This window comes from Paenibacillus cellulositrophicus, from assembly GCF_009363095.1.
Taxonomy (GTDB): Bacteria; Bacillota; Bacilli; order Paenibacillales; family Paenibacillaceae; genus Paenibacillus_AQ; species Paenibacillus_AQ favisporus.
This window is the reverse complement of record NZ_CP045296.1, coordinates 483,451-507,605: the sequence shown is the minus strand read 5'-3', so window position 1 is coordinate 507,605 and position 24,155 is coordinate 483,451. Positions and strand designations below refer to the sequence as shown.

Annotated in this window: 23 protein-coding genes and 1 other annotated feature; of the genes, 5 read left to right on the top strand and 18 right to left on the bottom strand. The window is 52.4% G+C overall.

Annotated features, from left to right (window positions below):
- Positions 1–6 precede the first annotated feature (6 nt).
- The 4 genes from GCU45_RS31965 to GCU45_RS31950 all read right to left on the bottom strand — a co-directional run bounded on the left by GCU45_RS31965 (position 7) and on the right by GCU45_RS31950 (position 5,317).
- Positions 7–2,319 carry a helix-turn-helix domain-containing protein gene (locus tag GCU45_RS31965; protein ID WP_152404052.1) on the bottom strand — a complete coding sequence of 771 codons (2,313 nt, stop codon included), beginning with the start codon at positions 2,317–2,319 and terminating at the stop codon, positions 7–9.
- A gap of 135 nt (positions 2,320–2,454) precedes the next feature.
- Positions 2,455–3,471, bottom strand: coding sequence for a zinc-binding alcohol dehydrogenase family protein (locus GCU45_RS31960; RefSeq protein WP_152404050.1), 1,017 nt, complete (start codon positions 3,469–3,471; stop codon positions 2,455–2,457).
- A gap of 1 nt (position 3,472) precedes the next feature.
- Positions 3,473–4,420: an aldo/keto reductase gene (locus GCU45_RS31955; protein WP_152404048.1), complete on the bottom strand. Its 948-nt coding sequence runs from the start codon at positions 4,418–4,420 to the stop codon at positions 3,473–3,475.
- A 51-nt stretch (positions 4,421–4,471) separates the two neighbouring features.
- Positions 4,472–5,317, bottom strand: a complete 846-nt coding sequence (locus GCU45_RS31950; RefSeq protein ID WP_208837167.1) for an amidohydrolase family protein — start codon at positions 5,315–5,317, stop codon at positions 4,472–4,474.
- A 212-nt stretch (positions 5,318–5,529) separates the two neighbouring features.
- On the opposite strand from GCU45_RS31950, the gene GCU45_RS31945 reads away from it, so the two are divergent.
- Complete coding sequence (locus GCU45_RS31945) at positions 5,530–6,396, top strand: AraC family transcriptional regulator (protein WP_152404046.1); 867 nt, start codon at positions 5,530–5,532, stop codon at positions 6,394–6,396.
- 132 nt (positions 6,397–6,528) lie between these two features.
- On the opposite strand, the gene GCU45_RS31940 is transcribed toward GCU45_RS31945, so the two are convergent.
- From GCU45_RS31940 to GCU45_RS31890, 12 genes are all read right to left on the bottom strand, one after another.
- The gene (locus GCU45_RS31940; protein WP_152404044.1) at positions 6,529–6,939 is read right to left on the bottom strand and encodes a VOC family protein; all 411 of its coding nucleotides are present in this window, start codon (positions 6,937–6,939) and stop codon (positions 6,529–6,531) included.
- Positions 6,940–7,147: 208 nt separating this feature from the next.
- Positions 7,148–8,434 carry an ammonium transporter gene (locus GCU45_RS31935; RefSeq protein WP_152404043.1) on the bottom strand — a complete coding sequence of 429 codons (1,287 nt, stop codon included), beginning with the start codon at positions 8,432–8,434 and terminating at the stop codon, positions 7,148–7,150.
- Entirely contained in the window at positions 8,431–8,847 is a 417-nt protein-coding gene (locus GCU45_RS31930) for a hypothetical protein (RefSeq protein ID WP_152404041.1), read from the bottom strand. The genes GCU45_RS31935 and GCU45_RS31930 overlap by 4 nt, the downstream gene beginning before the upstream one ends.
- 281 nt (positions 8,848–9,128) lie before the next feature.
- A complete protein-coding gene (locus tag GCU45_RS31925; protein WP_152404039.1) occupies positions 9,129–9,716 on the bottom strand; it encodes a TetR/AcrR family transcriptional regulator in 588 nt (195 codons plus the stop codon).
- Positions 9,717–10,472 (bottom strand): alpha/beta fold hydrolase, encoded by a 756-nt coding sequence (locus GCU45_RS31920; RefSeq protein WP_152404037.1) that lies wholly within the window; start codon positions 10,470–10,472, stop codon positions 9,717–9,719. It lies immediately after the preceding gene.
- Positions 10,473–10,663: 191 nt separating this feature from the next.
- Positions 10,664–11,059, bottom strand: coding sequence for a VOC family protein (locus GCU45_RS31915; RefSeq protein WP_152404035.1), 396 nt, complete (start codon positions 11,057–11,059; stop codon positions 10,664–10,666).
- A gap of 177 nt (positions 11,060–11,236) precedes the next feature.
- Entirely contained in the window at positions 11,237–11,410 is a 174-nt protein-coding gene (locus GCU45_RS33955; protein WP_163873923.1) for a hypothetical protein, read from the bottom strand.
- Between the two features lie 16 nt (positions 11,411–11,426).
- Positions 11,427–11,621: a small acid-soluble spore protein H gene (locus GCU45_RS31910; protein WP_076166259.1), complete on the bottom strand. Its 195-nt coding sequence runs from the start codon at positions 11,619–11,621 to the stop codon at positions 11,427–11,429.
- Between the two features lie 140 nt (positions 11,622–11,761).
- Positions 11,762–12,064, bottom strand: a complete 303-nt coding sequence (locus GCU45_RS31905; RefSeq protein ID WP_076166262.1) for a putative quinol monooxygenase — start codon at positions 12,062–12,064, stop codon at positions 11,762–11,764.
- A 172-nt stretch (positions 12,065–12,236) separates the two neighbouring features.
- Positions 12,237–13,322, bottom strand: a complete 1,086-nt coding sequence (asd, locus tag GCU45_RS31900; protein ID WP_076166265.1) for an aspartate-semialdehyde dehydrogenase — start codon at positions 13,320–13,322, stop codon at positions 12,237–12,239.
- A 197-nt stretch (positions 13,323–13,519) separates the two neighbouring features.
- Positions 13,520–13,787: a binding site (T-box leader), on the bottom strand.
- Between the two features lie 119 nt (positions 13,788–13,906).
- A complete protein-coding gene (locus tag GCU45_RS31895; RefSeq protein ID WP_152404034.1) occupies positions 13,907–14,824 on the bottom strand; it encodes an NAD(P)/FAD-dependent oxidoreductase in 918 nt (305 codons plus the stop codon).
- Positions 14,825–14,880: 56 nt separating this feature from the next.
- Positions 14,881–15,366 (bottom strand): RrF2 family transcriptional regulator, encoded by a 486-nt coding sequence (locus tag GCU45_RS31890; RefSeq protein ID WP_105443148.1) that lies wholly within the window; start codon positions 15,364–15,366, stop codon positions 14,881–14,883.
- A 225-nt stretch (positions 15,367–15,591) separates the two neighbouring features.
- Between GCU45_RS31890 and GCU45_RS31885 the strand changes: the two genes are divergently transcribed.
- From GCU45_RS31885 to GCU45_RS31870, 4 genes are all read left to right on the top strand, one after another.
- Complete coding sequence (locus tag GCU45_RS31885) at positions 15,592–16,731, top strand: NADH-dependent flavin oxidoreductase (RefSeq protein ID WP_152404032.1); 1,140 nt, start codon at positions 15,592–15,594, stop codon at positions 16,729–16,731.
- Positions 16,732–16,907: 176 nt separating this feature from the next.
- Positions 16,908–18,521: a spore germination protein gene (locus GCU45_RS31880; RefSeq protein WP_425281311.1), complete on the top strand. Its 1,614-nt coding sequence runs from the start codon at positions 16,908–16,910 to the stop codon at positions 18,519–18,521.
- 30 nt (positions 18,522–18,551) lie between these two features.
- On the top strand, positions 18,552–19,775 hold the full coding sequence (locus GCU45_RS31875; RefSeq protein WP_152404030.1) for a Ger(x)C family spore germination protein: 1,224 nt from the start codon (positions 18,552–18,554) through the stop codon (positions 19,773–19,775).
- A gap of 18 nt (positions 19,776–19,793) precedes the next feature.
- Positions 19,794–20,900 (top strand): GerAB/ArcD/ProY family transporter, encoded by a 1,107-nt coding sequence (locus GCU45_RS31870; protein WP_152404028.1) that lies wholly within the window; start codon positions 19,794–19,796, stop codon positions 20,898–20,900.
- A 162-nt stretch (positions 20,901–21,062) separates the two neighbouring features.
- Here GCU45_RS31870 and GCU45_RS31865 read toward each other — a convergent pair whose 3' ends face one another.
- Together GCU45_RS31865 and GCU45_RS31860 are read right to left on the bottom strand one after the other, a co-directional pair.
- Positions 21,063–22,895: an alpha-L-fucosidase gene (locus tag GCU45_RS31865; protein WP_152404026.1), complete on the bottom strand. Its 1,833-nt coding sequence runs from the start codon at positions 22,893–22,895 to the stop codon at positions 21,063–21,065.
- A gap of 49 nt (positions 22,896–22,944) precedes the next feature.
- On the bottom strand, positions 22,945–24,120 hold the full coding sequence (locus GCU45_RS31860; protein ID WP_152404024.1) for a glycoside hydrolase family 88 protein: 1,176 nt from the start codon (positions 24,118–24,120) through the stop codon (positions 22,945–22,947).
- Positions 24,121–24,155: the final 35 nt, after the last annotated feature.

The following is a 24,155-nucleotide window of genomic DNA, read 5'->3' as shown; positions in this document are numbered from 1 at the left end:
ACTGAATCAATGCGAGTCTCCTAATTCGGCCGCCTCCCTGAACATGCTCGGGGAGATCCCCCGGACCCGCTTGAATGCCCGCCGGAATGAATGTGCGCTGTTATAGCCGACCCTTTCGGCAATATCGTCGATTTTCAAAGCCCGGTTCAGCAGCAGCTCGGACGCTTTATCGATGCGCAGCCGTTCCAGGTAATCGAACCAAGGCTCTCCCTCGCTTTCCTTGAATACCGTGGAGACGTACTTTTCCGGCCTTCCAACCTGCTTGGCGATGTGGTACAGCGTCAAGTCCGCATCCCCGTACGCAGACTCAAGATAATCCTTCACCTGCCGTACCGTCTGATGATGCAGGGCGTTCTTTTTCTCCTCGATCATCGAACAATAGAGGCCGATCATTTCGCCCATTTGCCCAAGAAGCCTGTCAATCCCTTCAAACGGCTGGATTTGAGCTATGCGGTACTGGAGGTTGTCTGTGAACTCATGATCATCTCCCGCCTTTTGATCCAGCAGTTTGAGCATCGTTCCCTTAAGTTCGCCGATCAGCTGCTCTGTCATTTCACGGGACAGCTCCCTCTCCTGAAAATTCCGTACGGCAATGTGTTCGAGGATCCGCATCGCTTCCTTGCCATCTCCTGATTTGATCGTGTTCAGCAGCCGCGTTTCCGTTTCGATCGGATAATAAAATAACGACGCGTCCCTGCTTGAATCCTCATACCGAATGACGCCGCCCTCATCGGTGAATGTTGCATAATCCAGAGCCTCAGCCGCTTCACCGAACGAGCGCCCGACATCCGCCAGCGCCTCGAAGGGCCTCCCCATTCCGAACTGGACAGGCATGTGATAATGGCTGAACAGCGTGCCCGCCAGATCTTGCAGCCTTTGTATCACCAAAGCCTCATCCGGGGCCAGCTTGCTTGTGCGCAGCAGCAAAAAGGCGAGCTTGTCCTGACCCCAATCCGTTACCAGCATATCGGGCTCGGCCTCCACGAGGGACTGACGCACAATAAGGCGGGCCACACTGGATACCGCAAGCGATTCGCGGCTGTCTGAACCGCCATAGGTGTTGATTTTAGCCAGGCCGGCGTAACCTGCTTCACCCTTAATGTTCACACCCGCTTGTGCGGAAGCAGCGGCCAGTTCTTCTTCGTTGTAAAATTCTCCGACCAACAGCCGTTTGATGAAAGCGTCGCGGATCAACGGCACCTGGTTGTGGAGCTCTTGTTCCAGCTGTCTGTTGCTCGCAATCAGGCTTGAAATGTTTCCAGCGATAAAATCGTAATCTTGGATACCTGTACTAAGTTCCAATCCAAGCTGTTTCTTGAGTGAATTTATCAGATTGTTGATCGGAGCGCTGCTCCGGTATGCCAGCACAAGTCCGATGACAAGTCCGGAAATCAATGAAATCGCGGTAAGTATTCCGGTGATGTTCTTGATCCGGTTTGCGTTAATCATGAGGGCGGATTTCGGGACGCCAGCCGTGTAGACCCAGCCGCTTAATTCATCCCGGATGGATATGAGCAGCATGTCATCCGCCGCACGGCTGATATCGCCGGGTTTACCTGAAGGAATATTTCGGATTTTGGCTATGTCGCTGCCAGTGATCCCCTCAGACAGGACTGTTTCCCCATCATGGTTCCTGACGAATGCCCATCCTCCATACTGATTGGTTATCCCTGATAGGTATGTGGACATTTTCTTCGTATCGATCAGCACCACGACGGAGGCGAGAGGTGTATCGAAGCTGTTCAGGGGCAAGGCTTGCACGAAGGTAACCACCGTTTGCTGATGTGTCTTTGTCACGTAATCGTGCTGGGGAACGACCATGCTGAGGTTGCTCTTCTCGAGAAAGTTCTTTTTCCAACTCTCAAAGGTCATGCCTTCATAATGGTTCGATTCGTAAAACATCTCCGGCCGGTAATAGACCGTGCTTGGCGTAAGCACCAGATGGCTGTTGCGGAGGTAGATGTAAAAATTCGAAAGGAAGTCGTTGGTTTGACTGTAGCTTGCGATATCCCGCATCATTTTCCACAGACCGTATACGTCGTAATTCTGCTCGTCCGAATGCGAAGTCATGAGCCTGGCTAAATCCTGATTAATGGCGAGCTGTTTGGTAAAGCCCTGTACTTCCGCGAGCCTGCGCTCCATCAGATCCTTGCTCTGCTGCAGCGTCATGATGCTGGTCTTCAGGGAACTTTGCTCCGCTACATCGATCGACGTCCGGTAAGACACATATCCCGCAATCAGCGGGATCATCAGCACGATCAGATAAGACATAAGGAATCTGCGAAATACCGGCGAAATGTTCAGCCACACCTGTTTCATGGAACCACCTGACCTTTCATGGATATCGAATGAGTCAGCCGCCTGCGGCTTGTTCCTGCCAATCACCGCTAAGTTGAGAAAAACGACCGTCTTTAAAGACGGCCGTTCTCTTTTGTACTCCATCCAGCTATAAGCCTACATATCTACCATCGCTTTGATGACCTTGGCAGCCGGGTCCAGCCAATGGTTAAATTGTTCAATCATATCGTCAAATGCGGACCGGTGTGTGACGTATGGGGCGACGTCGATCCCGCCGGACCGGATCGTATGCAGCACGTGCATAAAGTCTTCGCGCGTTGCGTTGCGGCTGGCCAGCAGCGTCAGCTCCCGTTTATGGAATTCCGGATCGTGGAACCGGATATCCGCTTTGACCAATCCGACATAGACCAATCTTCCGCCATGGGCGGTATAACGGAACGCGTCAGTCATCGACTGTGCGTTCCCCGTAGCGTCAAACACCACCGAAGGCAGCTCACCGCCGCAGGCCGCCGCAATTTGTTCATCGGGATTCTGCAATGCGTTCACCAGCGCATCCGCCTCAATCCATTGCTTGCAGAAAGCCAGGCGTTCGTCATTCACATCCATCGCGAGCACATGGGCACCGCTGGCCTTTGCAAAGGCCATGACCCCGAGCCCAATCGGCCCGCCCCCGATGACGAGCGCCGTCTCGCCGGCCACCAGCCCCGATCTTCGCACGGCATGGGCACCTATGGCCAGCGGTTCAATGACCGAGGTCTGGTCCAGCGTCAACCCGTTCGTGCGAATCAAGTGGGTCACCGGAACGGCAATCCGCTCACGCATGCCGCCGTCCGTATGAACGCCAAGGACCTGCATATCCGTACAGCAGTTGGTCTTCCCGCTCCGGCAGGCAATGCATGTCCCGCAGTGCAAATAAGGGATGATGCTCACCTGATCGCCGGCTTCAAGCCCATCACAGTTAGGGCCGATTTCCATAATGATACCTGCCAGCTCATGGCCAAGAATTCTCGGATAAGTAAAAAATGGCTGGTTGCCACGGAATGCGTGCAGATCGGTTCCGCAAATCCCGACCCGCTTGATCTCGACCACCGCATGCCCCGGCTCCATCACGGGCTCCGGCAGATCCAGCGCCATGTCAAATCGGCCGACGGCTGAACATATGATGCCTTTCATCTCACGCCTCCCCTATTTTCGCGTTATATTCGGGCCTTCCGCTCGTCCAGGTCCGGTTATGCACAGGCTCCAAAATGGCGAGTACTTCGCTTAGCAGACGCTCATCCACCGGCTCATCCACCCAGGAAGCATTCCTGCGGATATTTCCCGGATTGGCTGTGCTGACCAGCGTGGTGGGTATGCGCTCATTGGAAGTGGAAAACTGCACCGCGAGCTTCGCGATATCCTCCCCTTGGTCCGCGCAGAACTGTGCCGCCTTCAAACACGCCTCCTTGATTTCCGGATCGGCCGGATGCCAAGCAGGCGTTCCCCGGGTGCTCAGCAGTCCCATGGAGATAGGTGAGGCGTTAACGAGTCCCGTATTCCTCTCTTCAAGAAGCGGCAGCAAGTCCAGCAGACTGGTGTCATTCAGCGAATAATGGCAGTAGGAAATGATCGCATCGACATCGATTTGCGGCAGCAGCGTTTCAAACAGCGCTAGCGGCAGTCCGCATATGCCGGCAAACCGGATTTTGCCCGCCTGCTTGAGCTTTTCCAGCGCAGGGATGGCTTCCTCCAGGATGATTTGCGCCGGGACGAACTCGATATCATGGAGGAACAGAATATCCACTTCATCCACGTGCAGCCGCTTCAGGCTTTCATCGAGACTCGTCACAATCCGGTTATGGGAAAAATCGAATTCGTTCTCCCCGTATCGTCCGGCCTTGGTTGACAGCAGGTACCGGTCGCGCGGAATGTCCTTAAGCGCCTTGCCGAGCACCGTTTCGGCTTTAGTCAATCCGTAATAAGGCGAGACGTCAATGTAATTGATCCCGCTGTCGATCACCTCGTGGACGGTTCGCAGGCTCTCCTGCTCATCCGTATCACGGAATACGGAGCCTAACGAGGAGGCGCCAAAACTGAGCGCCGATACTTCCAGACCCGTTTTTCCTAGTTTCCGGTATTTCATTTCGGTTTCACCCAACCCTTCTATTCAGTCGTTTCCCCGCAGCAATGCGTGTCATCTTTTCTTATTCTTCAGCCGGTAAAATGCTGCGGCGTTGCCACCGAACAATTTCAAACTCTCATTGGCCCCCCAAGTTGGTGGAAGCGTCTTCATAAGAGCATCCATGACACCGTCGTAGCTCGAAGCCATCAGGCATACCGGCCAGTCGCTGCCGAACATCACCCGGTCTGCGCCAAAACAGTCCAGAACATGACGGACATAAGGCGTAAGCTGATCCGGCTTCCAGCCGTCATGGTCCGCCTCGGTCACCATGCCGGACAGCTTGCAGTACAGGTTCGGGTAAGACGCCAGCCTTTTCATGGATCCGGCCCAAGGCTCCATTTCCCCTGCTGCGATTCGCGGTTTCGCCAGATGGTCGATCACCGCATGCAGATTCGGAATTTGCTCGATCAGCCGGACCAGCGTATCCAATTGATCGGACCGGACGAGCAGGTCGACCGGAACGCCAAGGCTCGCATAGTGTTTGAGCGAAGCAGCGTATGAAGGTTCCAGGATCGCATCTGCATCCTCCATATCCTGGATCATGAGGCGGAAGCCGACGAATTTGGGATGCTGCGCGAAGCGCTCAAAATGGTCCTTGTGATCATCATCCGCGAGATCCATATATCCGACCACGCCCAGAACCCGATCATCGTGTGCCGCGAGTTCAAGAATATAATCGGTTTCTTCATACGTTGGTGCAGCTTGCACGAGGATCGTTCCGTCGAGATGATGTTCTGCCAGATGCGGAAGCAGATCCGACGGCTGATAATCCCGGTACAGGACAGGAATGGACGGCGTAATCCAGCCGTAGTCGTCCCGGGCGATACTCCAGTAATGCTGGTGAGCGTCTATTCGCATTGCAATTCCCTCCATTCTTGTAAACCGATGTTCTTTTCTCAATATAACAACTATGGATCGGTTCTAAAAGAACGAAATCTTGCACAATCATATCCGATTTTGATATCTTCAAGACAACGAACCCATTTGCTGTCCCTCCTCTTCTGTTATGAATCGTTTACGGAAGGTGACGGTTCGGCTGATGGTTCCCAATAAGCTCAAGGGGCAACGCTATGAATCCCATTCGCAAACAATTTGACGCGCAGCCGGAATTTCCTTTCTCATTCAATTACCGCGACCGAAAGACGGCGCAGCTGGAACTGCCGCATCACCTTCACGATTGGCATGAGCTGGTGTATGTCCACTCAGGCATGGGCTCCTTTTTTATCGACCGGACGATTTACGAAATGCGCCGCGGGGATCTGTTCATCATCCCCGGCAGCACGATCCACCAGGCGTTCCCGGACAAAGACGATCCGGTTACGTCCACTGCCGTGTTTTTTAGTCCCGAACTCGTCCGGCAATCTTCTTTGGGAGAATCCTTTTCTTACTTACAGTGCTTTGACAGCTGCAGTTTGAACCATGCTTATAGGCTGGAATGCCCCGCTGCGCTGGAGTCGCAGCTCGAAGACAAGCTGGCCGCCATTCAGTCCGAGCTCACGGGGCAACCCCCGGGCTACCGCCACTCGATTGCGCTGTACGTTCAGTACCTATTGCTCCTGATCCACAGGGAACAAAGTGCAGGAAGCAGCGGCTCCCGCAGCCCGTTCGTTGGTCCGAACTGGATGCGGCAAAGCTTGCTGTATATCGATGGGCATTACTGCGAGCAGATCAGCCTAAGCTCTTTAAGCCGGCTCGCTTCCGTTAGCTCCGCCCATTTCAGCCGCGTGTTCAAACAGTTGACCGGGATGAGCGTAACGGATTACATCAACGTCAAACGGGTGATCCGGGCCAAAGAGCTGCTGCTTCACACCGACGACAGCATCAGCAGCATCGCCCCGGCCTGCGGGTTTGACAGTATGCCTCATTTTCACCGGAAATTCAAACAGATTGTCGGCCTGACTCCTTCACATTACAGGCATAACTCTACAGCCCGATAGAGAACTCCGCTCATTGAAATAACAGAAGTACCCACCAACGGGAATTTGCCGGAACAAACAAAATAACCCCTGCTTAAACCTTAAGGTTCAAGCGGGGGGGTTCCGGAAACGGCCTATTGAATTGTGGAACGCTTAGGATTGGGTAGATACGGACGGTGCAGTAATCATCCAGCGGACACCGAACCGGTCCGTAAGTTCGCCAAGGTGCAACCCGAACGGCTGCTGTTCAAACGGATAAATGACGTGACCTCCATCGGCAAGCTTCGAGAATGCCTCTCGGGCTTCGTCTGACGAAGGGTAGTCGATATTCAGCGACATATTGTTGCCTTGAAGATTCGATTCCATTGAGTCCGACATAAAAATATAGTTGCCTCCGGCTACCGATAAGCACATATGAATCACTTTATCCTGCAAGTCATTCTGTACTCCCATCGACTCCCCATGAGTGATAACGGATTCTAAGTTGCCGCCAAGCGAACGGATATAGAAATCCGCCTGACTTCTTGCATCTTCCGAGTAAATAAAAGGTTTCAATACGCCCATCTTGATTACTTCCTTTCACTATGTATTGTTAACTCTTCCAGATCAGCGTATCATAGCGGATCACTTTCCGTTTCTTACTGATTGCTAACTTGGAATATGGCGGTGTGGTGCTTAGACGCAATGCCGGAATCTAAATAAATGCTGCAAAATAAAAAAGAACACTTCGAGGGCAGTGCTTCGAAGTGTTCCACTTGAACAATACAAACAGCTATACATTCCGATGTTCTTCACTCATTGAATAGCGGACTTCATGATCGATAAACTCGTGGGACCGGTCCGCTGCCATAATGCCGTGATAACTGATGTCGAGGCCGATTTCCTCTTCCTCCTCGCTGGAACGAACAGGGACGAGGAGACCAATCAGCTTAAGGCCGACCCAAGTAAGGACAAACCCCCATGCCGCCAGCGCAGCCAGTCCTAGCGCCTGAACGCCAAGCAAATGCCAGCTGCCGCTGTAAAAGAGGCCCCCGTCTGTCGCGAACAGACCAACGGCAAGGGTTCCCCACGCACCGGATACGGCGTGGACCGGGAAGGCGCCGACGGGATCGTCAATGCGGCGTCCCTCCAGCCAGCTCGTTGCCGCCATCATAAGCAGTCCCGAGATCGCACCGATCAGGATGGCGGCGCTGTCGCTGACAAAAGCGCATCCGGCCGTAATTCCGACCAGACCTGCCAAGGAGCCGTTAATCACGGATGGCGCGTCGGAGCGCTGGTAGCGGAACAGCGTATACACCAGTGTGACCGCTCCGCCGGAAGCGGCAGACAGCATCGTTGTCAACGCAATATGTCCGATGCGGACATCGGTCGCACTGAGCGTGCTGCCCGCATTGAAGCCAAACCAGCCAAACCAGAGAAGGAAAGCCCCTACCGAAGCGAGAGGCAGGTTGCTGGGCAGGGCGATCGTGCTGGCACCCGCTTTATTGAATTTGCCTTTCCGGGGACCCACGATCAGCGCAGACGCCAGGGCCGAGAAGCCGCCGAGCGCGTGAATGACGGCAGAGCCGGCAAAATCCTGCATGCCGAGCTTCGTCAGCCATCCGCCGCCCCAGGCCCAGTGGCCGCCGATCGGATAGATCAGGCCGGTCATCAGGACGATGTACAGCAAATAGGCTCTAAAATTGATCCGCTCGGCAACAGCACCCGAAACGATCGAGATGACCGCGATGGTGAAGGCCGCCTGGAACAGCCAATACGTATCCAGCGACACTGGCAGCTGGAGGTGGGATAAATCGCCCCCAAGGACAAATCCGCTCGTCCCGATGATCCCTCCGGCGTCCTTTCCGTACATGAGCGCAAATCCGAATACATAAAAAACCAACGTACCGATCGTGATATCGGCGAACACCTTCATAATAATGTTGACACTGTTCTTGTAACGAACAAATCCTGCCTCAAGCAGGGCGAATCCGCCCTCCATCAACAGAATCATAGCGGCGCTGAGAACGACCCATACGGTATCCATTCCCGTACCTAAAGATTCAAGCGTTAAATTCATTCCTGTGAAGCCTCCATTTCCTGAAGCAGTCTGATTTCCCGGATCAGCTCAGGAGACAGAAATACCTCGTTTGAATCCCTTATCGGTAAACGCAGCCTATCAAGCACCTGATCCAGTTCCCGAATACTGCGCTTTATCGCGTCGATCTTCTTGAACCGTTCTTTGACATGGACCATATACTCAACTGCCTGATGATGGCTGGCTGGCCGCCCTGTAAACAATCGCCGGATCGGGGACATGGATTGATACAGTGCCTCTTCCGCCCGGCGTTTCTGCTCGTATTTATCGATTTTGTTTTTTAACTCTTCTACGTCTTCTTCTTTTGTCGCTTTAACGCGTTCAAGTAAAGTGAATAATTCCTGTTCCGGCATATCAAAACTGATATTGCGGTACACTTCATCGATAATTACCATGTCAGGTCTCCTTACACGTCGGGTCACTTTAGTTGATTATATGGTCATTAAACGTAGAAGTCAATAGATTGATAGAGAAAAACACCTCTGCTGGCAAAAAAGCTTTCATGAAGTATTTCTATTCGTTTTTATCCGATAGTTACCAGCTGTATTAATAAATTTTATCGTTTAAACGCACCCCTAAGACACGAACTCGATCAGCAAAAAACAGCTGCATCAGCAGCTGTTCCCGGTTCATTTGGATTTATAAAAGGCGGGTGATTACCGTCATACATTTGGCGCTAAATTTGGCAGAAATCCTCGATGATTTGCCGCTTCATAGCCTCGACCGGAAATTGATCCGGATAAGTCGAGATCATGAGCATGATCCCCTGCAGTGCGGACGAAAAGTACAATGACCTCGCTACCGGGTCGGATGCTCCCAGTTTTTCGAACATGCGGCACTGGATTTGAAACTGGCGGGCACTTTCCTCAATCAGGAGCTTGCCGTATTTGGCGACGGTTTCATCGGCTTCCGGCTGGGTCTGCAGGTGCAGATAGAACCGGAACACCTCAGGAGAACGCCGCACATTATCGACGGCCCCTTCAACGATATGTTTCAGCTGCTCTGCCGGCGTTTCCAATGCCTCTGCCTTCTCCATGACCTGTATCAATTCCCCGATTCTGGCTTCGACCATGGCACTGAGCAATTCTTCTTTCCCTTTGTAGTAGTTGTATAGAAGCCCTTTGGACACGCCGGCGTGTTTGGAGACGTCATCGATCGAGGTGGCATGGTAACCTTTTCTCATAAAAAGGTCTATGGCTGCTTCCCGGATCTTCGCCTTGGCCTGCTGACGTATTCGTTCATTCTCTTCCTGGGTGCGCGGCATTTAACGTCTCTCCTCCAAAAACTCGGTAATATAGCTGTACATCATCTCCGGATGGGTTAAGGGCATCATATGGTCCGCCCCAGGAATTTGGACATAATGAACATTCGGCAAGCTCCGGAACAGCTCAGCGACGCGTTCATTATCCGGGATCTCATTATCACCGATCATAAACAGGGTTTTTACGTGAAGGTCTTCCAATCGACCGATGGCCGGAGGCTGCGGCCAAACGGATTCGAAGCTCCCCCACTCGGCTGTCTTGGTCAGGTGATGCCTGAACATGTCAATCATCAATCGGCGCTGCGGACTGGACATCACGACCCGGTACAGCGGAGCGCTGAACGCAAGCTCCATGATTTTATCGGCATCGGGGGCGGCCGCGTTCACCTCACTCATCCAGCGCTCAAACTCCGGTGATGGCTTATAGCCCGTCAACGATGGGCCGATGAGCACCAAGCCCGAAACACGATTCGGGTATTGAAGGCTGAAATCGGTGGCGATTTGGCCACCTCCTGAATGGCCGATGAGGACGGCGGTATCCAGGTGAAGGTCATCCATCAGCTCATGCAAGTCTTCGACGTAGTTCGCCGGTTCCTTGGGAGAAGGAGATTTGCCTGCACCCCGGCCGTCATAAGTAATGACCTGGTAATCTTTGGCGACTAATGGTGCCAAGAATGACCACAGCCTGCTGTCCGTGCCTCCGCTGTGTATAAAAATGACGGGCTTTCCACTGCCATGAATCTCATAATACAAATCCATCCCGGATCCCTCCATCCATCATTTACCTGATTATGTCATCATATTACTATTGGTTGAACGGTTAGTCAACGAAAAAAATACGCCGACCCATTGGGTTCAGCGTATGAGGTTAAGCGTATGAGGTTCAGCATATCATCATCTCTAAGCTTAATTCGTCTTCCTCAGCTCCCTGCAATCCATTTCGGAAGGAATCAACGCAGCTCCTGCGCGATTTCCCAGATGTGCCCGCCCGGATCCTGGAAACTTGCCGTACGGATTCCCCATGGGCGGTCCATCGGCCCGTTCAGCAGGGCAACGCCGGCTGAATTCAGCTCTGTGCACAATGCATCTACGTCATCAACGCGGATTGTGAACACAAACCTCGCTCCCGCCCCGCGGTCTGCCACCGGAGCCGGATGCGTAAGCTCGTCCGCTTCGGTTATTTTCAGCAGGTTGACGGTCATGTTCCCGAAGTTATATACTGCCGAGTTGTCGTCCTCGTAGACGGAGGAAAGGCCGAATACCCGCTCATAGAATGATTTGGCCTCCAGCAGATCTTCCACAAACAACGTGATGACATCGATGTTTTTGGCTCCCCATTGAATCATCGTCCATCTCTCCCTTTTGAAATGTGATCAAAAACACTCGTTCTCATGCTGATTCTATCAAATCATCATGAGCCGGATTTATTCCCGATTGCTATTCTTGCGTAAAAAGTAAATACATTTGATCGGGAACAACAATAAAGCGCACAGGCTCGCCTGTACGCTTTAACAGCTTTGTCGTTATTTTTCCTCCAGCTCATCGGGCACATCATACTTATTAATGTGCGAAGTCATGGCCGCAACAGCTTCACTGGCATCCGTCGTGGCGGGAACTTCCCGTACCACATCATCGGTGACGTCATAGTCGTTCAACCGATCCGCCTCTTTTTCATTTTGTTTAGGCACTTCTTTCATCGCAATTCTCTCCTTTTTATCCCAGAAAATGATCCTGCTCCTCTAATGAATACAGCGGTACTTCCCGCTCAGCTTCCGGATTGTCGAGCGGATAGACACGTGCGGTTTCGCTCAGCTCGTCCACATGCTGTATATAGATGGGGGTTCCATCCAGCAGTACGTTTGCCATGACTGGCGAGGATGCGATTTCCTGCGCTCTTTGAACGTTCATGTTGTGTAATGCCTCCAAATGTTGAGTAGAGTTCGCTTATACTATGTACGAGGGCATGCGGTGTTATGCATCGCGCTCCCCGGATAACAAAAAAACCGCGGCATCCGCGGTTTGCTGTCATACATGGTTTATATCAGGAATCAGAATCCTTTGCCTCCGATCGGCCGGACCTTGATGCCGCCGGCTTCAGCAATGAGGTGCCTGCAGCGTCCGATGAGCTCCAGCACCTTCTCATTCTTCAACGAGGCCGCGTGAGCTTCCTTGCTTTCCCATAGTTCCGTAATCCAAAGATCGTCCGGATTGTCCTCCGCTTCATGCAGGATATAATAGATGCAGCCTTCCATATCCTCCAGCGTCCCGCTGGATTCCAGCATCATTCTCGCGAGTTCATCGCGCTGCCCCGGCTTTGCCGTCAGTTTGCCGAACATAGCGTATTTTTCCATTCTCGTCCTCCCCTTCATCACAACTCGTATATATGATTCATTCACTCGCAACTATTATCAGTATAGACGATAATTACTGACAGATACGGTCAGGGATTTAGAGAACTTGTCCTAAAGTTCGTGTAAACAAATAAAAAGGACCGGATACACCGATCCGATCCCTTGTTACTTGTTACTTGGCTTGAATATATCCTTCTTCCTTCAGCAGTTCGGCAATCAGCACAGCCCCGCCTGCGGCGCCGCGCAGCGTATTATGCGAAAGACCCACGAATTTGAAATCATAAATGGAATCCTCGCGCAGTCTGCCTGCCGAAACGCCCATGCCGCGTTCAATATCGCGATCCAGCTTCGTCTGCGGACGATTTTCTTCCTCAAAATACGTAATGAACTGCTTCGGTGCGCTTGGAAGGCCCAATTCCTGCGGTCTTCCTTGATACGCCCGCCAGCGCTCAATAATTTCTTCCTTCGACGTCTTTTTCTCAAAAGAGACGAACACGGTCGCCAAATGCCCGTCTGTCACAGGAACGCGGATGCACTGGGTCGTGATGATCGGAGAGGACGCCTTAACGATTTGCCCGTTGTCGATGCTGCCCCAAATGCGCAGCGGCTCCTGCTCGCTCTTCTCTTCCTCACCGCCAATGTAAGGAATGACGTTATCCAGCATTTCCGGCCAGTCCGTAAAGTTTTTGCCTGCGCCGGAGATCGCCTGGTAAGTCGACGCAACCACCTGAGTCGGTTTAAAATCAAGCAGCGCGTTCAGCTGCGGCACATAACTCTGGATCGAGCAATTCGGTTTGACCGCGATAAACCCGGTCTTGGTACCGAGCCGCTGTCTTTGCGCTTCAATTACGCCGATGTGGCCTGGATTGATTTCCGGAATCACCATAGGCACGTCAGGCGTCCACCGGTGAGCGGAGTTGTTCGAAATAACAGGCGTACCCGTTTTGGCATACGCTTCTTCAAGCGCTTTGATTTCGTCCTTCTTCATATCCACGGCGCAGAAAACAAAGTCAACTCCCGACGCAACCTCTTCGACTTTCGAAGCGTCCTGAACGACAATTTGCTTGACGTCCTCGGGAATCGGCGTTGCCAGTTTCCATCTTCCCTGCACCGATTCTTCATAGGTTTTACCGGCGGAACTGCTGCTTGCCGCAATCGCGGTCACCTGGAACCAGGGATGCTGATCCAAGAGCTGTACGAAACGCTGGCCAACCATGCCGGTTCCACCGACAATACCGACTTTAAGTTTTTGTGACATGAGTGATTCCAATCCTTTCGAAGTAGAGTATGAGAAGTTGTCTGCTAAACAAATACTATGGTGACAGGCGTGGCTCGTTAAACCGTCTATTAGACACTATTCAAACCGTTTGAATTGGTGTGCCCATCCGCCTGTGAGCAGCGATATTTACAGGATCATGACGAAAAAATAAAAAATCCCACCCCCAAGACTGCCGTCTTAGGGACGAGATATCATACTCGTGGTACCACCCCAGATTCGCTAAAATGTCGCCATTTTAGCCTCTTCGAGTACGGCATCAATCAACGGATGCATATACTCTAGCTCTGTAACAGGAGCTCCTGGCACACCATCCTCTCCTTGAACATCGGGTTCCGGTGTGCTGCTCAGAGGCTTTATTCAATAAAGGACTCAATGCTCCTTTTCAGCGGACGGAGCTCTCTGGGAAATGCTTCCTTTACCTACTCTTCTCTTCATCGCATTTCAAATTAACGGTTCTTACATTACGCTTATAATATCGGAAGTTACGCCTGACGTAAACCTTTTTTCGCAAAAAAATTCCGATTTCACAAACCTGGCAAAAGAATGGATCCATCGGCTGCGATTCAGCGAACCGATTTCCATGCCTCTTCCAGCAGTTCGGCATTGATGCCCATGCCTGCCAACGCGCCCATGGAAGCCGCAGCAATGGCTTGATACATGTCAGAAGCGGCATCTCCGGCACTGAATACACCGGGGATATTGGTCTTGCCGATCCGATCGGCCACAATGCTTCCGGATTCCGACACTTCGCAGCCCAGCGACTGCGGCAGGTCAGTGGCAGCGGCCAGTTTCGGCGCAAAGAAAATTCCGGTGCAGGCAACGGATTCGCCGTTCTCCAGGAGTACCTGCTTTACGTTGCCTTCTTCAGACTCAATCTTGTGAATCGGCGAGTCCTTAACGGTAATGCCGTGGCGCTCCAGCTCTTCACGCTGTTCCGCATTCAATTCATCCGGGCCGTTCGTGCATAACGTTAAATTCGTAGACCATCCCATCAGCACTTTGGATAAATGCATCGCTCCTTCGCCCTTGGCAATCATCACGAGCTGCTGGTCCTGCAGTTCCCAGCCGTCGCAATAGGGGCAGACAAACGCGGTTTTGCCGTATACCTCATCCAGCCCGGAAATATCCAGAGGTAGGTCTCGTTTGCCGGTTGCAAACAACAGCTTCTTGCTGCGGAACACCTTTCCGTCAACCGTGCGGATCCGGAAGTCGCCATCACTTCCTTCCACGGATTCCGTCTTCCCTTGTACAAACTTGATTGCAGGATACTGACTGATTTGTTCTCGAGCGATCCGCCGAAACTCCGCGGGAGCGATACCGTCCCGAGACAGGAAGTTATGCATCTCATGGGTTACCCGATTCCGCGGGCGGCCTTCGTCAATGACCACCGCGGAACGTCTTGATCTGCCCAGCGCAAGCGCTGCGCTCATGCCGGCTGGCCCGCCTCCGATAATAACCGCATCCAACAATACTTCTGACATTTTAATTCCTCCCTTTATAGATCCTTTTTATCCATAATAAATGCGCAAGAAGTCTATTACTTCTTGCTTGCCGTATGGGCATCACATGAGCCCGCCTGGTTCAGTGCCGATTGGATCGTATGCTGCTGAAGATAACGGTTCATCTGCAGTTCCGCGGCATCCATCACTTGTTTGACCGGGCATCCTTCGCCGAAAGCAAATTCCGGCGTTTCCGGTTCGTCCCCCGCAGCTTCCAGGGACGGCAGCGGATGGTCGCTCCCGTGAAAGCATTCGTACAAGTGCTGACGTCCTTCGAGAACCTGAACCACGTCCAGAAAAGTAATTTCACTGGCGGCCCGGGCAAGCTCATAGCCGCCGTTCACACCGGTAACTGCGCGAACAAGCCCATCCTGCCGCAGCTTGGACATAATTTTGGATAAATAGCTCTCGGAAGCGCCCAGAGATGAGGACAGTTCTTTAATTCCCACGTTGCGGCCCCGTTCCGATTTCGCCAGCAGCATCAAGGCGTGTAAACCGTATGCAGTACTTTTTGAAAATTGCATGCTGGATTCCTCCTTTTCAAGCAGCAAACCATAACAGCGCATTTATTATGGACCTGTAATGTCCATTATATGCAGAACATGATGATAAATCAAGCTAACTTTATGTTAGTTGGTCCAGGTATTTGGATTATATCCAAAGATTTTGCGTTCTTACGGGATGCTGCTTCTCCTCTTATAATCATAACAAGCTCAATAAAAGAATCGTTACGAAGGAGTTGTCACCCAATGAAGAAATCGTACTCCCCCCTTTTTGATCCATTTCATTTTCCGTCAGCCAACATTTCTTTAAAAAACCGAATCGTGATGTCTCCGATGACCCATATGAGTTCCAATGCGGACGGCTCCATTTCCGAACAGGAAATTCAATACTACAAACGGCGTTCTCATGGTGCTGCCATGGTCATCACAGCGGCAACGTATGTATTGCAGCAAGGAGGAATGCCTGGTGCGCCCGGTGCCGACACCGACGCCCTCATTCCCGGACTCCGCCGGCTTGCCTCGACGATCCAGGGAAACGGAGCCAAGGCCGTGCTGCAAATTTTCCACACTGGCAGACAAGGCTCCAAGACAGGCGATTACGTCAGCGCCGGAAACATCCCGGAAGACCGGGAAGGAGCCCCCGTCCCGCGCAGTCTCACCGAGCAGGAAATGGAAGGCATCATTCATGCTTATGCAGAAGCAGCCCGAAGAGCGGTCAACGCCGGATTTGATGGGGTGGAAATTCACGGCGGAAACGGGAATTTGCTGCATCAATTTTTTTCCCCGATGACGAACCGCCGCACGGACCGTTATGGAGGGAGCTTGGAGAATAGAATGACGCTGGCCTTAACCATTATTCGCGAGGTCCTTCGGACCGTTCGTAAAGAGTCTGAAAAACCATTCCTGGTCGGCTTCCGGTTTTCGCCTGAAGAGGCGGGAACGCCGGGCATTACGATGGCCGATACCCTCTCGTTCGTCGATGCACTGTTGGATACAGGGATCGATTACCTTCATATATCCCTGACCAGCTTCCGCTCCGTTCCGCGAAGGGGGATTCAGGACAGCCGGTCACGATTGGCGATTCTTCAGGAGCGCGTCGGCTCGCGTATCCCCATTATTGGCGTCGGCAGCATTTACACGCCCGATGATGCACTGGAGGCGCTGTCCTCCGGCATCCCGCTCATCGCCCTGGGACGGGAGCTCATCATGGAACCGGATTGGGTACAGTTGGTATTGGAAGGCCGTGAACAGCAGATCCGAACGTCCATCTCCCCTCTCGACCTGCAGGATTTATCGATTCCCGAACCGCTGTGGAGCCTCATGATGAGTATTCCCGGCTGGTTTCCGCTGCGCAGTGACCCGCAAGTTGTGGACGCCGAAAGGTAATGATTTTCCTTCAGTCTATTGCTTGTTTATAAATCGCGACAGACGGCCGCCAGCCGTCTGTTTTGCTTTTTCCGGCACGTTTTCTGAAGAGCGATCCTCTATCGATGCCCCTAGTTTAAGTTCCTCCGAAAAAGGCAACGATGAAGCAGAATATAAATTTCAAGGTGAGGATTAGGATGCGGCCTTTTTTCAAATCCAAACAAGATTCCAGCGGTGATTCCAAACAAAATCATGACAAAAACGAGCAGCCTTCGGAATTTAATATGCCTGAAACGCCTCTTTCCAAATACTTGGATGTTAACGTCCAAACGATCAAGGAAATGACGGGCGACAGTTCCGATATTATAATCCGTCGGTTGGACCAGGCCCTGGGAAAACCTGTCCATGTCGCCGTCATCTACACCGACGGTTTGGCCGATGAGCAGATTATCAACAATTCCATTTTGAAATCTTTGACGCAGATCCAGGCCGATGCGGATTGTTCGCTGGACCCGCCAAAGCAGGTACTGGGTTGGATCAAACACCGGTTTTTAGCCATTGGCCAAGTCACGGACATCGATACCATGAAGAAACTGTTTGACGCCATTCTTGCCGGCAATACGGTCATTCTGGTAGATGGTACAGCCAAGGGAATATCAGCATCCTCAGCCGGTGGGGAACAGCGCGGTGTAGACGAACCCCAGTCCCAAACCGTCATCCGGGGACCAAGAGAAGGCTTTACGGAAAACCTTCGGATCAATACGTCATTAATCCGCCGCAAAATCAAAAATCCGAATCTATGGATCGTCGACCGAACGATCGGCCGCGTAACCCAAACGGACGTAGCCGTTATGTACATTCATGGTATCGCTAGTGATGACGTGGTGAAGGAAATTTTAAAAAGGCTTGACCGGATTGACATCGACAGCGTTCTGGAGAGCGGATATATAGAGGAATTTATCCAGGATGCCACCTTTACGCCTTTTCCAACCCTTACGAATTCCGAGCGGCCGGATGCTATCGCCGGGGCCATTCTGGAAGGGAAAGTAGCCATTCTCGTAGACGGGAGCCCCTTTGTGCTTATTGCCCCCATTACGATTTTTAAGTTGTTCCAGTCCAGCGAGGATTATTACCAAAAATTCGATATCGCGACGTTTCTGCGCTTGATGCGGATCATTGCATTTGTGTTTTCCATGCTCCTGCCCTCGATGTACATCGCGATCACCACATTTCATCAGCAGATGCTGCCGACGACCCTGCTCATCAGCCTCGCGGCCCAGCGGGAAGGCGTCCCGTTTCCGGCCTTTGTCGAAGCGCTTGCCATGGAAATCACTTTCGAAGTTTTGCGGGAAGCCGGGGTGCGGATGCCAAGGGCGATCGGGTCCGCGATTTCGATCGTCGGCGCGCTCGTGCTTGGACAAGCGGCGGTTCAGGCAGGTTTGGTATCGGCCGCGATGGTTATTATCGTGGCTTTTACCGCCATTGCCGGCTTCGTCGCTCCGTCGGTCAGCTTATCCAATTCGGCTCGGCTGCTTCGTTTCGGATTCATGCTGCTGGCAGCCACGCTGGGACTGTTTGGTATCATTGCAGGATTAATGGCGATGCTCATCCATTTGGCAGGGCTGCGGTCCTTCGGAATCCCTTATTTGATTCCGCTTGCGCCCTTTACTACTTCCGACCAGAAGGACTCGTTGGTACGCGTGCCTTGGTGGGCCATGATCAAAAGGCCTACCTTAATCAGCCAGAAAAACGTCAAACGCCAAAAATCAATCCAAAAACCGTCGCCATCGAAAGATGAACAAGAGCAGTGAACATCCAGGTCAAACGAAGAGGTGGAAAAGATGCTCCGGAGACTGGGCATTATGATTCTCATGCTTTCTGTCGCGCTGCTGACGAGCGGATGCTGGGACAGCCAAGAATTGAATACGCTGAGCATCATTTCTGCGACGTCCATCGACCGCAGCAACGGGAAATGGGAGATTTCGTTCCAGGTCGTCATTCCGCAGTCGATTGCCACCCAGACAGGCGGCGGCAGTGCAGGAAGCCAGTCTCCGACGACCATTTTCTCAACCAAGGGGCGCTCAATCGCCGAGGCGATGCAGAATGCCAGCCTGGAAACATCAAGGAAGCTCTTTTTTGCCCATAACTCCGTCCTTATTCTTAGCGAAGATGTGGCCCGGAAAGAAGGAGTCGGAGAAATTCTTGATTTTTTCCTTCGTCCGTTCGAGAGCAGGGAGACCATGTCCGTCCTCTTGACCAAGGGCAAAGCTTCCAATTTGCTGGAAGTGCTGATCCCTTTGGAGAAAATATCCGGCAACGCCATTCAACGGATCATCGATCAAAGCCAGAAAAATCTGTCCCAGGCTCAAAACATGCGGCTCATCGATTTCGCCAGAATGGTTGCCAGTCTGGATGAAAGCGCCATGGCGCCAGAACTTGAGGTATCCGGAGATTTGACCAAGCAGTCCTCCCTCGATGCCCTGAAATCGACGCGAAATGATGCGGTCATTAAGCTCGGAGAGCTGGGAGTATTCCGTAAGGACAAGCTGGTGGGTTGGATCGATCAAAAAGATAGCCGTTCCGTAGCGTGGCTCTCCGACCGTGTCAGCAGCATGATGGTCGTGATTCCGTGCACCGCAAAAGGCCAAGAAAATCAGCTGCTCAGCTATCGAGTGCTGAAATCGTCTACCAAACTTGAACCGAAGGTCATCCATGGGAAATCAGTCATCCACGCCAAAATTTCCGCAACGGGAGTGATCGACGAATCCGGCTGCAACCTGGACTTAAAGAATCCTGGGGTCGTTCGGGACTTAGAACGTACGATAAGCAAACAAATCGGCGGCGATGTCATGGAGACCTGGAGCCATCTGCAGGAAATGAACGTGGATCTGGCCGGATTCATGAACGCGATACATCGTAAAGATCCCTCTACTTGGAGAAAACTGATGAAAACGAAGCGTCCCATCGAGGAAATCAGCCTGCGCGTGCAGGTCAAGATTAACATTGAGCATACGAACATGATTACCAAGCCGTACTCCAGCTTGCTCAAAGACCAAAAATTCTAGCGGAAGGAGTGCCCCTACTTGCAAAAAATAGACAAATACGAGCTGATCGCGATGATGATCCTGTTTTTGATCGGAACTTCCCCATTATACGAATTGGGCGTGGGAGCCAAGCAGGACGCCTGGCTGGTCGTCATAGTCGCGATGCTGGCCGGACTGCTCCTGCTCCTGGTTTACCTTTTCATCCAAAAGGGGAACGAGGACCGCAATCTCTTCGAAATCCTGAACCAACAGCTGGGTCGTATTCTGGGAACGATCGTCACGATCGCTTATATTTTCTATTTTTCCTATGAATCCATGAGAAACACCAGGGAGTTTGGGGACATTATCAACATTTCCTTTCTTCCCAAAACGCCGCTGTCCCTCCTGATGCTGATCATGATTCTGCTGTCCGCCTATGCGATTTCCAAGGGAACGGAAGTTTTTTTCCGTGTCGTCGAATTTCTGCTCCCCTTTACCATCCTGGGTTATTTCCTGATTTTCTTGATGTTCATCGTCTCTAAAAATATTCATCTGGAGCGGCTTCAGCCGGTGCTCGAGCATGGCATCATGCCTGTGATCAGGGAAGCCATTCCGAAAGTCATCAGCTTCCCGTTTGGCGAGGTTGTCGTGTTTCTTGCGTTTTGGAAGCATTTGAACAACAAAAAAAATCTGTCCAAGCTATCGATCTATTCCTACCTGTTTGTGGGAATCCTGCTGCTGACATTCAACTTGTTGAATTTAACGATATTGAGCCCCCAAATCTTAAGCATTACCACCCTCCCCATGCTCAGATCGGTCCGCCTGATCGAAATCGCTGATTTTCTCGAACGGCTCGATCCGGTCATAATTTTGCTGATTTATATCGGCATCTTTGTGAAAATGACGGCTTTTTACTTGGGGGCGGTCATTGGCCTTTCCTATCTGGTAAAGATGAGCCACAAAAAATTAACGGTCATCGTCGGCGCGTTTATTTATACCATTTCTTTCGCCGCGCCCAATTTTATTTACCATACCTGGATCGGATTCACGCGAAATCTGATGTACGACTTTCCGGTTTTCCAAATCTGGATTCCCCTTGCTTTGGCAGCCGTTGTCCTAATGAAGAAGCTTTTTTCCCGAAAAGGAAAACAGACGGGAGGATCTTGAGAGAAACACCGACCGAAGTACATTCTAGGAGGACAGACCGCTGCTTAAAGCTGCAGTTTCTCTTGCGATATAAGGAAGCCAAGTCAAGAAAAAAGGAACCGCCGTCTTCTGCTTGCAGAGGCAATGGTTCCTTTTCCGTAATTCAACACAATCCGGTTCGGGTTAACGCTGCAGCTTCAAGCATCTGGGCTGCATTAAATATTGGCCCGTAATTCTTTCCGCCTGAAGCCGGATCAAATACTCCCCTGCTTCGGGAAAACGCAGCTTTCCCACGTAAAACTCACGGAAGTCATACGGTCCGCCGGTCGGCTGCACCTGAGCACGCAGTGACTGGTCTCCGGTGGTCACCAGGTAGGTCCCGCCGCCTCCACCCTCGGCGTCATCGCTGCCATATTCGATGCGCACGTCGAAATCTGCGGCCCCCAGGGTCCGGACAGACCAGACCGCCTCGGCACTTTCGTCTGTCCAATCCAGGAGGTTGTCACGGCCCTTTTTCCCGGTATCATACTTCAGTCCGGCTCCGGATATTTCGGCATCGAATACGCCTAATTCAAGGATGCTGCCTTCCCGTGAGTCCAATAGTCCCACCGGATTGCCATCGACCGGACCGGAACAGAGGATGGCGATGACTTGTGGTTTGGAAAATTCGTTCACTTCGGAAAGCACCGATTCAAGCAGTTCAATCTCTACATCCTTTTCCGATAACCGGGTCAATTTCAGTTCCCTGCCGTCTTTCAGCATATAGGCATTTAGAACGTCCGTCTTCAGGCCGGGAACGACCAGCTTCCGGTCTGTTGGCCGGTCGAAGACATGCAGATACAGCATGTTTCCTTTCACGGTGCACCTGCCCCAGGACGGCCTTGCCGTCGGGGATGGCCCCGCCCCGTAAATGCTGTCTCCGTATGTATCTAACCAACCGCCGATTTCCAGCAAAATCGATTCGGATACCGGATCCCACTCTCCCGTCTCTGTCGGTCCGATATTGATGACCAAATTGCCGTTTTTGCTGACGACATCGACCATCTGCCGGATGATGGATGCGGGAGATTTCCAGTTGTGATCCGATTTTTTGTACCCCCATGAATCGTTAAGCGTGATGATGTTCTCCCAATCCTGGCGCAAAGTCCGCGTGGTCAGCTGATTGTCGGACGTATTGGAGTAATCCCCGAGGGGAGCCTTCCACACCCGGCTGTTCACCAGGCAGTCCGGCTGCAGCGAGTATACAGTGTCCAGAAACTGCTTCCCCTGCTCGCGGGTCAGTTTTCCGCCGCAGTCGAACCACATGAGGCCGACCTTCCCGTAATCCGTCAGCAGCTCGCGAACCTGAGGTAGTGATTTATTATTCAGATAACGCTCAAAGCGGCTTCGCTTATCCGAATCGTGCACCCAGCTCTCCACGTCATCGTATGCACCGATATTGCTGGGGTAGTCCCAGGTGTTCCCCTGGGAATCGGGATCATGCCAGTCCATGGCGTGCGAGTAGTAAATACCCAGCACCATTTCTTCCTGCTCGCATGCTTCCGCCAGCTCCCGGAGCGGATCTCTTTGAAAGACCGCATGCTGGACGATGGAGTAATCGGACACATGCGAATCATACATGGCGAATCCGTCATGATGCTTGGCCGTGAAAATGATATATTTCAAGCCGGCCTTTTTGGCGGTACGCACCCACTTCAGCGCGTCAAAAGAAGAAGGATTCCAGCCTGCCGCCATCTCTTCATATTCAACGGCCGGAATCTTTGCGCGCAGCATGATGTGCTCACTGTAGGAAGCTTGGATCTCCTTTCCTTTCCACTCGCCTGCCGGCCGTGCGTAGGGTCCCCAATGGATGAACAGGCCCAGCCGGGCTTCCCTCCACCATTCCATCCGGTGATTTTGCTCCTCAGACTGAGGACCATCAGGGGCTGTCTCTAGTTGAAAAGGATCATCAAGCAGGTTCTCCGGCGCGGACCCTGCTGCTGTCTGTTGGACTTGTTGTTCGGCCTCTCGTTTCATTCGTCATATCTCCTTTCACGCTGAATTACTGCCTCAGTGCTGATACACATTACCACAATCTCAGCGCCGAGCCGCGCAGCTTGGATACCGCCTCAACAAAGAAATAATCGCCGTAAATCAGCGGCGTATCGATATGCACTCCACCCGGCAGATTGGATGTGCCGGACAGGATCAGGCCTTCTTCCCCCGGCATATCCCATGTCCCGTAATGTTCTTGCAGAGAGCGAACGATGCGTTCCGCAGAACGGAGATACAGCCGCGCTTCCGCCTCGGGTACCAGACGGGACATCTCGATCAGCCCGCATGCCGCGCAGGCCCCGGCCGAAGTATCCCGCGGCTTGCCCCCTTCTTCAGGCGCCCGGAAATCCCAGTGCGGCACATGGTCCTCCGGCAGATTCGCCAGGAAAAAATGGGCGGCCCGCTTGGCGCCAGTCAAAAAGCGTTCTTCTCCCGTGTAAATATAAGACAGGGTGAGTCCGTAGATGGTCCAGGCACTGCCTCGGGACCAGGCGGATTCTTCCGCATACCCCTGACCGGACATGGCACCGATTCGTTCGCCCGACTCGGGATCAAATTCTAGGATATGATAACTGGATCCGTCCGGACGCAGAAAATGCGCCAGCACCGTATCTGCATGCGCCGCGGCGATATGACGGAACCGCGGATCCTCCGTTTCCTCCGACGCCCAATACAGCAGCGGCAGATTCATCACCGTGTCGATGATGGACCAGCCTGCCCGGTTCACCTGCTCCAGGTCATGCCAGGCGCGGATGAAGCTCCCTTTTACATTAAAGCGGCTTGCCAGCTGGGCGGCGGCCATCAGCCCGCGGTGTTTGGAACGCTCGCTGCCGGTAATCCGGTAGTCGGCCACGGCCGAAAGCGTCCATATAAATCCGGCATCATGATGCACAGCGAGCGAATACAGCGGTTCGTCCAGCTTCTCCTCAATTAGCTCGGCAATCCCCTGCAGCCCTGGATGGTGCCCGTCTGCGGCAATATGCCACAAGATCCCCGGCCAGAAGCCGGCTGTCCACCAGGACGGGCGCATGTTGTCATAGACCCCGTTGACGGATGCATGCGGAAAACTGACGCCAATCCGCTGACTGGTGCGCTCTACTTTGTTTACGATTTGCTGCCAAGCCCCTTCCGCCCACTGTTGAACGGATTCCGAAATAAGCGCCGAGCTCCCTACGCTACCCTTTTGTTTGGAAACAGTCTCTCCCATATGATCTCCTCCTGTAATTGAATGTTCCATTTTTA